Source organism: Stenotrophomonas sp. Ste86 (assembly GCF_024519465.1).
GTDB lineage: Bacteria > Pseudomonadota > Gammaproteobacteria > Xanthomonadales > Xanthomonadaceae > Stenotrophomonas.
Window position 1 is genome coordinate 64,811 of the sequence record NZ_JALJRW010000018.1, and the last position, 9,936, is coordinate 74,746.

General features: G+C 55.9%; 3 protein-coding genes. All 3 read left to right on the forward strand.

Features of this window, described 5'->3' with window-relative positions; genetic code table 11:
• The first annotated feature begins 198 nt into the window (after window positions 1–198).
• The 3 genes from NR101_RS14995 (at window position 199) to NR101_RS15005 (ending at window position 9,016) form a co-directional block, all read left to right on the forward strand.
• Window positions 199–1,272, forward strand: a complete 1,074-nt coding sequence (locus tag NR101_RS14995) for a hypothetical protein (RefSeq protein ID WP_256777103.1) — start codon at window positions 199–201, stop codon at window positions 1,270–1,272.
• Window positions 1,273–2,702: 1,430 nt separating this feature from the next.
• On the forward strand, window positions 2,703–6,017 hold the full coding sequence (locus tag NR101_RS15000; protein WP_256777102.1) for a type ISP restriction/modification enzyme: 3,315 nt from the start codon (window positions 2,703–2,705) through the stop codon (window positions 6,015–6,017).
• A 206-nt stretch (window positions 6,018–6,223) separates the two neighbouring features.
• Window positions 6,224–9,016 (forward strand): TrlF family AAA-like ATPase, encoded by a 2,793-nt coding sequence (locus NR101_RS15005; RefSeq protein WP_256777101.1) that lies wholly within the window; start codon window positions 6,224–6,226, stop codon window positions 9,014–9,016.
• Window positions 9,017–9,936: the final 920 nt, after the last annotated feature.

A 9,936-nucleotide genomic window follows, 5' to 3' on the forward strand; every position in this document is an offset into this window, starting at 1 on the left:
TCTTGGAATGGATTTGACACGAGTTCAGATGTGTTCTCTTCCGATCGATCTGGGGGGCTCTCGCCCGCCCTGCTCCTTGCACTGCCACATATGCCGGGCTAAGCCGTATGGCTACCCCTCCCGCAAAAAGTTTTGACTGACCGGCGATTTCATCGGCCCGGTCGGTATAACACTGTCTTTATCGAGGAGGGCAGGAGAATGGCTCGGAACAAAAAGTCAGGCGCGACGGGCGCGAAGGCAAAGGCCAAACGGCCTAACCCCGCCCGAAAGAAGGCGTCTGCGAAGAACATCATAGAAGCGCAGAGCAGGGATGCCGCGTATCAACGCGCGCTGAAGTCGGCTGATCCCGTGAAACGACAGGTGGAAGAACAAGTCTTCCAGCGCACGTACATCGATAAAGGCTTGCTCGCCAAGGAGGCGTCACTGCTGCACACTCGCTGGGTCGGGAACCGTTACATGTCCCCAGTGCAGGCCACACAGGCGTTCACCGACGCGTACATCGCTGCATATCGTGCTGCATGGGGTCGTCACTTTGACCCATCAGAAGCAGCGCACAAGCAGCCTTGCAAGTCGAGTTTCGCGTTGAATGACCGGGCGGACATGACTAGCTTGTGGAAGGCCCGTCAGAAGGCGGATCAGTTGGGTATGCCGTACGACGTGTTCTGCGACATCATCATGGAACGCTGGATCGCAGGCCGGAAGACCAAGCAACCTCCGTTGCCAAACCAGCTGCTTTCCGGGAAGTTGTTCGACGCATGGATGCGCGGACACCCCACTTGGGCTGAGGCTAGTGAACGGTTGTTTTTGCCTGTTTGGGATCGACGCTTCTTTATGGAACCTCTCGGAGAAGACCCTGTGCATGCTGCGGCAATGCGGGCATTGCATGCCGATGTGCTGCATTCAAAGGACCGGCCTGCCCGGCTGGCGCGGTATCTTGGGGCCGATGGTCCGCTGACAGAGGTGCGAGCCAAGGCGATGTTTGAAGCAGATATGGTCCGTGATGCTATGGCGATGATCACCGTGCCGGCTAAGGTTAGCGACGCGCCTGACGGATACGTTCCGGCGTGCATCGGCAATCGTAACGACGTGCGGGATATGCCCTGCCGCAACTGCCCATTCACCGTCCAGTGCTCGAGCGTAAAGCGGAAGGTGACACGCGCGCTGAATGCCGCAGGCGTCTCAGGCGATCCCCGTGCTGATAGGAGGCGTGAGCAGAACCGGAACAGCCAGCGCAAGCATCGCGAGGAGCAACGGCGAAAACTGGCTGCATAGCGAGCGCCAACAAGGTCTTACGCGTGCAAACGAGCTTGCTTGTCAGCGGCCCCATAAGAGCTATAGATCAAGAGCAACTACCTTCTCTTTGAGAAGGTAGATATTTATTGGGATGGCAACGTTGATGTCCCGTGACTGGTCCCATCGGTACTCGGGCCTTCGGCCCTCGCACCTCGGGTCCAGATGCGCGCCCCTTCGGGGACGCGCAGAAAACTATAGCCGGGGTTGTGTGGAGAGCGTGCACCGGAGTTATCGAGGATGACCTGTAAGCCTCTGTGTTGAATCCCGCCGGTGTTTGCGCAGGGGTGCCGCAGCGCGCGTCTGTGATGCGCGCAGCGAGCTTCTGGTGCGGCTTGGCGCGCACCCAAAGGTGCCAGTTTCCTAATGATCGTGTCTTCCTACAGATCATTCGCCCAAGTATGCAGCGTTCTAGACGATCCACATTGCACATGACTGGACTGAGGACGTCCGCAGGAAACGAGCTGGTCTATGACGGATGGATGCACACGGGGGGTGAGTCGTCGTTGTACAAAGAAGATTGGCGGGCGGGTAGGTGTGCTGGCACTCGAAGCGAAACGCGTGCAGGCTGCAAGTCGCCCCATGCAAAGCGCCATCAAAGCGCATGCCGCCGGGGCCGATCTGCAAGATGCCGGCGGCGGAAAAGCTGCCGCTGCTTGCAACTGCAAGGAATGTCCGCCATGTATGAAGTGTACGGTGGTGTTCAACCTTGTACGGGTGGCGAAAAGTGCCTCACCGTCAAGTCTCATCTCCCGCGACCGATATGTACAAGGATGCACTAAACAATCGCCGGGATGACCACATGGACCGTTGGACTTGGATGATGGCAAGGATGTACGCGCCGGCAGTGGGGGCGTTGGTGATAGGGCTGCTGTTGATGCTGCCCTTGGGGATGATACGGGAGAGCCAGTTGCTTTCAGGGATTTACGCAGTGGCGCGCTTGGCTCCGGCTTTGGCAATCGCGGCGTCGGTAATCCTTGGGCTTATCGCCACTGTGAGGCTGTGGCGGTGGAATCACGGGCGCAGCCAGCTGGTGTGCGAATGCGGTGGCTTGCTTGGGCGGGAGCGGCCTGGGCGCTTTGGTGCATATCGGACGTGTCTGGCATGTGGCCGAAAAGTCGACGAGCGCAATTTGTAGGGCCGACTACACAGCTCGGGGTCTAAATTGTGCCGGTGGATGAGTCGGGCGACTTGCTGAGGAAATTGCTCTGCGGGGGGTTAGATCGCGATAGTGAAGGAGGCTTTAAGGAGTTCAGTAGGAGGCTCCGGAGCGCCACGGCAGAGGGGCACCACGTCTCTCAGCCGCTACCGAGGGTTCGGATGCCACCCTTCGCTCATATTGATATGATGGGTGAGTATTCATACAGTCCAGGCTATGGACGGTCAGGGGGGTAGGGGTGGTAGCTATCACATTGGATGTAGCCGTCTCGCGCTTCGGTGACACTGCTACTAGTAAGCTGGCTAATGCCGCTGTCACCGGTCAACCAGAGGATCAGCTGCGGGCACCGTTTGAGCAGCTTTTAAGTGACTTAGCTCATCTGGCGGGCTTCTCGGCTGGCCAAGTGGTCGCCGTTGGAGAAACCTCCCTTTCGGACCTTAAGATACGCCCTGACTATTCCGTGTCCGTGTCGAGCGCGCTCATTGGGTACATCGAGCTGAAGGCTCCAGGCAAGGGTGCAGATCCAAGAAAGTTCAAAGACAAGCACGACAGGGAACAGTGGGCGAAGCTTTCCCAGTTGCCAAACCTGATCTACTTCGATGGGAACAGCTTAAGTCTCTGGCAGAGCGGTGAGCTGCAAGGATCAATTGTCCAATTCGATGGTGACGTCGAAACATCTGGGGCAGGCCTTAAGTCTGGAGAAGGCTTGCTTTCGTCAGTCTCCACCTTTCTCCGTTGGAAGCCGATTCCTCCGAAGACCGTAAAAGAACTTGCAGTTGTTCTGGCTCGCTTGTGTCGGTTGCTGCGTGACGAAGTATTGGAGCAGATCGATGCCAAGTCGCCAGCGTTTACCGCACTTGCCGAAGACTGGCGTAAGATGCTCTTTCCCGACGCAACTGATGACCGGTTTGCAGATGGCTACGCCCAGGCCGTCTCATTTGGTCTTCTGATGGCGAGAGCGCAGGGTATCTCTGTCATCTCTGGCATTGATCAAGTCGCAAAATCGTTGCAGGGCACGAACTCTCTGATCGGAACGGCGCTTCAGTTGCTCGCTTCAGGTAAGGAGAATCAAGAGGCTGTCAAAACTTCGCTCGGCACCCTGTCAAGGGTGCTGGAGGTCGTTGATTGGAAAAAGCTCTCAAAAGGAAAGTCAGATGCATGGCTCTACTTCTATGAGGATTTCCTCGAGGTATACGATAATAAGCTGAGAAAGCAGACAGGTTCCTACTACACGCCGCCAGAAGTGGTGGACGCGATGGTCAGGTGGACCGACGAGGCGCTGCGGGGTGACGGTTATGACCTGCCGCTAGGCTTAGCTTCCCCATCGGTGAACGTGGTCGACCCGGCGGCTGGAACTGGCACCTATGTGCTTGGGCTATTGCGACTGATCGCGGAGCGAGTGAGGGAGGATCAAGGGGATGGGGCGGTTGCCTCAGCGATCTCCGCGGCTTTGTCTCGCATCAACGGCTTCGAGCTCCAGTTGGGGCCGTACGCTGTTGCTCAGCTGAGGCTGCTCGGGGAAGCTGTTGAGCTAACCGGCTCTGCTCCAACCAAACCGTTCCAGCTATTCATCACTGACACGCTGTCGAACCCGCATGACGACGAGGGTTGGATTCCGGCCCTTTTCAAGCCGATTGCTGAGTCCCGCAGGGCTGCTAACAAGGTAAAGCGGGACACGCCTGTCTATGTGGTTATTGGAAACCCTCCCTACAAGGAAAAGGCAAAGGGTCTTGGTGGCTGGATAGAGACGGGAGACAAAAGCCGCAGTATCGATCCATTGCTTGACGCTTGGCAGCCTCCAAAGCAGTGGAAGACTGGTGCCCACTCAAAGCACCTCCGGAATCTCTACGTCTACTTCTGGCGATGGGCAAGTTGGAAGGTCTGGGATCACGGACCTGGCGACCGCAATGGTATCGTCTGCTTTATCACGATGTCAGGCTTCCTGGCAGGCCAAGGCTTCCAAAGGATGCGTGAGTACTTGCGCGAGCAATGCGAGGACATCTGGGTTGTTGATTGTTCACCCGAAGGATACCAGCCGGAAGTCACCACCCGAATATTCCAAGGTGTTCAACAGTCGGTTTGTATCGTACTTGCGTCGCGCTCAAAGGCGCCTGATACGTTGACCCCCGCTCGAGTGCGTTTCCGCAAATTGGCGGAAGGCCACAGGTCCAAGAAATATGCGGATCTTGCAAAAATTTCGCTCTTCGACGACGAATGGACTGACTGTCCTGCGGAAGGGCGAGCCCCCTTTCTCCCGGAGTCGAAGGGAGCATGGGCGTCCTTTCTGCCTCTGGAGAAGTTCTTCAATTATGATGCTACTGGCGTCATGGCGGGTCGGACTTGGGTTATCTCGCCTGATAGAGATTCGCTCCAGCTCCGGTGGAAGAAGCTGACAGAGACCGATCCTGGGCCTGAGCAGGAGCGGCTGTTCCATCCACATCTTTCCAAAGGAAAGCTTGGGGATAGACATACCAATAAGAAGGTCTCCAAGGGCCTCGCGGGACATGAGGAGCGATTGATTTCTGTCGCATCCGATCATGGCGTGTGCGTGAAGCCGGTTCGCTATGGATTCAGATCGTTTGATAGGCAGTGGGTGATCCCCGACGCACGCCTGCTGAATCGTCCTAATCCAACACTTTGGAACTCAAATTCTGACCGGCAGATTTTCATCACGGCTCTCCAAGAGGTCGCGCCGAAAAGTGGGCCTGCCCTTACAATTTCTGGCTTGATTCCTGACTTGCATCACTATAAAGGCTCTTTTGGTGGGCGCGTGATGCCTCTTTGGAGTGATGCGGGAGCGTCGGTTTCAAACATTCGATCCCGGGTTACAAGCTTGCTAAGCGAGCAGTATAATTCAGAAGTCACCCCCGAAGATGTATTCGCTTACATCGCTGCGGTTGCTGCAAGTCCAGCTTTTACTCTTAAATTTGAGTCTGATCTGGTGACGCCGGGATTGCGAATTCCGGTTACTGCGGATGCTGAGTTGTTCCACAAGGCAGTGGAACTCGGGCGGAAGGTCATCTGGCTACACACTTTCGGTGAGAGAATGGTCGACGCGTCCGACGGTCGCCCTCATTCTTCCCCCAGGGTTGCTGCGGATGTTCGGCCCCGCATTCCTCAGGAAGGGGGATTGGCATCGGATGCGGCTCTTCCGAAGCAAATGCGATATGACGAAGCGCAATCAAGGCTCTATCTTGACGATAGTTTCATTGAGCATGTTTCGCCGAGGGTCTGGTCCTACGAAGTTGACGGTAAACACGTTCTACCTCTTTGGTTCAGTTTCCGCAAAGCCGACAGAAGTAAGCCGGCTATGGGCGACAAGCGTCCTCCTTCGCCACTTGATTCCGTTGTTCCAGAGTTTTGGCCCGCAGAGTACACTGCTGATCTCATCGATCTCCTAAACGTCCTCACTATGCTTGTCGAGCTTGAGCCACTGCAATCTGCTTTACTTGACGAGTTGTGCAGCGGGTTATTGCTTGACAGCGATGTGTTCGAAGGTGGTGCAGTATCTGCCCCTGAGTCGGTTGAGATTTCGGCCGAAGATGCCAAGCAGGAAGAGCTCTTCTAGATTAAGTTGGGTTCTTCCAAGGGCGCAAAATTAGGATATCTGGGGCGGTTTTTCGCCGCTTGAACTGGATGCAATGGGTTTTGCAAAGGTGATTTGCAGGGCCGTACATCGCGTCCACGGCGCAGGAGATACAAAGCGCATGATTAGTGTCCTTGCGTGAAATATGCAATTCTCATTGAGCGGCGCGTAGGTGAATGGGTGAGAGGATGAAATTTGCTGGATCGAATTGGTGGTCGTTTGACTTCCACAACCACACACCTGCTTCCAGTGACTACGACGCGGAAGAGCGTATAAATCTGTCCGCGCAAGACTGGCTGCTAGCTTATATGCGTGCCGGCGTGGACTGCGTAGCCGTGACTGACCACAATTCGGGTGACTGGATCGACCGGCTCGAACAGGAATTGGCGGCAATGGCCAGCGCGCAGCCGAGGCACGCAGACTTTCGTCAACTCCATCTATTTCCTGGCGTCGAGCTGACATCTTCGGAAGGAATTCATGTACTAGCTTTGTATGGCCCGGGTGCCAGCGCCGCAAAGGTCTATGGACTATTAGCGCTGGCTCAATACAACGGCGAAACCAACAACGCCCATGGTATGTGTCAGCAGGGTGCATTGACAATCTGCGAGCACATTCGTCGCACGGGTGGGGTGGTCATCCTCGCGCACGCCGAGGAGATCAACGGCATCTTCCATGGGACCTTGAACGGAGCTCGTCAGTTCACCCCCACTCGGTCGGCAAGGTCAATAGAGCATTTGCTCGAGCAAGCTGATGCTCTTGAGGTCCATGACTTGAATTCAGCCGCAGCACTGCATTTTTCGGACAAATTGAGGGGGCGCGCTATTGTCGATGGCTCCGATGCGCACCGAACGAGCAGAGCTGGTACCCGTAAAGTCTGGCTAAAGATGGCGCACCCCAGCATTGAAGGGCTTAAGTTAGCGTTGCTTGATCCGACCAGTTCATTGCTGCGAGCGCAGCTCAGACCGGCCGCTCCTCTGCATCGTATTACCTCTTTGCGGATAGAGCAGCTTCAACTGCGGCGTCAGCCGCTCGAAGTTCCTTTTAGTCCTTGGTTCACCGCCATTATTGGCGGACGAGGTAGCGGGAAGTCCACGTTATTGGAAACGCTGCGGCTGGCTGTTGCGCGGGAGGCCGACATTCGGGAGCTTGGGACAGCACATGAAAGCGATGTCGTGCGTTCCTTTGATCGGTTCCGTACCCCGGGCGGCGCGAGGGGCAATTCGGGCATGATTCGCGCAGATACAGTCTTGTCGGCAACAGTCGAAAAGTATGATCCTACTGCAGACACCTGCGAGGAATACTCTTTCACATGGAGGCCGAACGGGTTCAATGCGCAGCGATTTAATGCAGGTGTCTGGCAAGATACAGGGCTGAGCGTAGAGCAGGCCGCGAAGTCTTTTCCGGTGAAGGTGTTCAGTCAGAAGCAGATATTTGAGTTGGCGGAGCGTCCCAGCGCTTTGCTGACCTATATCGACCGCGCGCCAGAGGTGAGCATTCAGGCCTGGATGGAGCGAAATGAAGAACTCCGCCGAGGACTCCGAGCTCTGCGCGGCAGAGAACGACTGCTTTTGCAGTCCGTCGAGAAGAGGGCGGAGCTCGAAACCGAGCTCCTTGAGGTGTCGCGCAAAACCCAGGCTTACCAGCAGTCGAATGTAGCTGAGCAGGTTGGCATTTACCGTCAAAATCAGCAGGCGCAGCAGGTTCTTAGTGGCTATGTTGAGTCGCTGCTCTCCCCGATCCGACAGCTCGATGCAGCTCTGGAGCAAGAGAATCCATATGCAGGGGTTCGGCTTGGCGAGATCGTGTTGCAGCGACCGGATTCCGAGACAGTACACCAGGATGCATTAGCGATCGCCGAGGAGCTGGATGTCAAGTATCAAGCTGTGCGCCAGCTGATTGCGGAGATGCGTCAGCACGTTGAAGGTTTTCAGAACTCTCAGTCTGTTACGGAGTACTTGCAGGCCACCGAGGTAGCAGTCGCCACCTACCGAGAAGAAATCTCAAGGCTCGCCACGCAGGGGGTTGGAACGGCGCAGGAAGCTGACCTTGCCATGAGGCGCAGCCAAGAGTTGGAGGCAGCCTTAGCCCTGATTGCTGACCATCAGGCGGAACTTGACGCACTGCAGAAACAATTGCGTGTTGCTTATACGAGGCTGAAGTTGCATCGCCGAAGACTGACTCGACTGCGACGCGAGTTCGTCGCCAAGGTTCTTGCGGGCAATTCCAATTTGCGCATCACGATTGTTGAGCAGGCGGACCTAGACCAGTCCAACGATGAATTTCGGGGAATCTTGCGCTTGCAAGAGGGTACCTTTGTAGAGGATGTTCTATCGCTAGATGACACGAATGGAACTGCAACAGGCCTGCTCAGAATTCTGACTGACGAACGTCTGGATGGTCCGACGCACAAGCGCGTCACAGGTCTGAAACTCGGAATTCTGGGGGGTAGTAGCGAGATCCTCGGTCAAGGGTTGCGCGGTAGGTTTATGACCGCTTTGCGCAGACTGGGTCACGACGACCATGACACCCTTCTGGAGTGGTTCCCGCATGACCTCGTAAAAGTGGAATTCCGGCGGAATCAGAATGATAATTTCCAGTCGCTAGAGCGAGCTTCTGCGGGCCAAAAGACCTCTTCAGTTCTTTCCTTCCTGCTGTCGCATGGCGACGAGCCGTTGCTATTGGATCAGCCGGAGGATGACCTTGATAATGCTTTGGTGTCGGAACTGGTAGTAGAGCAGATACGGAACAACAAATCTCGCCGGCAGATTATTATAGTGACCCACAATCCGAACATTGTTGTTAATGGGGATGCGGAGTTGGTATTGCCGATGGTGTTCAGTGCAGGTCAGATCCAACAGAACGATGCTGGAGGTTTGCAGGAGCGCGCCGTCCGCGAACGCATTTGCAACATCATGGAAGGTGGGAGGGATGCGTTCCGTCAGCGTTATAAGCGAATCTTTGAAGACCTAAATCATGGGTAGATTGGGGGCGCGCGCCCCAGATCTATCCTGCACTGTGCGGCGCGAAGTACAACATTTCCGGACCAAGGCCTCATAGACGCAATCGTCACTAAGGACCCGTTTCTGAGTAGAAAGCGAGCGGCGAGTTCTTCCTTCTGGCCCAAGTGCGACGCCTCAAACTATCGTTTCGTTTGTTGAATAATTATTTCTATTCTGGTGGCGCGAGGTCGCTTTGGTCTTCACTTCAATATGTGTATAGAAACTCAATAGCAGGTTGATGCCTCGTGGTGGCCTACTGGGTATTCAATGCAGCGTCACATGCTCTAATGGGCCGCTTGACGCGTGGCAGTCCTCTAAAGTCCGGATGTCGGAGCTGCGTTGGCACACTAATTCGAGGCCTTGGTTGGTCGGCGGCTTACTGGCCGCTTACTACGCTCTTGCGATTTCTCAATCCGTTGCGGCCACTGGTTCTCCCGAGCTTCGATGTCGCATGGCTAGTGCGACGCTCCTCGGTATGGTCTTCAGCGTTGGAGTTACCCTATAGATAAGGAGTGTCCTCATCCTCGTCCGCATCTGGGACTGGCGGAGTTGAGCTGCCCTCGATCCATGGCTTAGCTGGCGCTTACCGTCAGTCGGGCCAGCTCAGGTCAGTCTCCGGAACACCCCATTGGGCGCTTGCCAGGCGAGCGCTAGAGAGCGTGCCGGTGGCAATGGTCCATGCCGCTCCGCTCGGCCGGAGTCGGTCTGATCCGCGGAGCTGCGAGTCGCTTGGGTCACTAGTCGGGGTCAATAGGCTGGGTTCGTAATGCGTAGGTCGTAGATTCGATTCCTATTTCCGGCACCAGATACAGCAGAAAGCCCCGGCCTTGGTCGGGGCTTTTTGTTTGGTTCTTCACCCAACTCCGGGGAAGGCCGCCCGGATCTTCAGGAAGAAGTACGCG

Coding starts and splice junctions, on each gene's coding strand:
- NR101_RS14995 (WP_256777103.1), top strand. CDS start 199: ATGGCTCGGAACAAAAAGTCAGGCGCGACGGGCGCGAAGGCAAAGGCC.
- NR101_RS15005 (WP_256777101.1), top strand. CDS start 6,224: ATGAAATTTGCTGGATCGAATTGGTGGTCGTTTGACTTCCACAACCAC.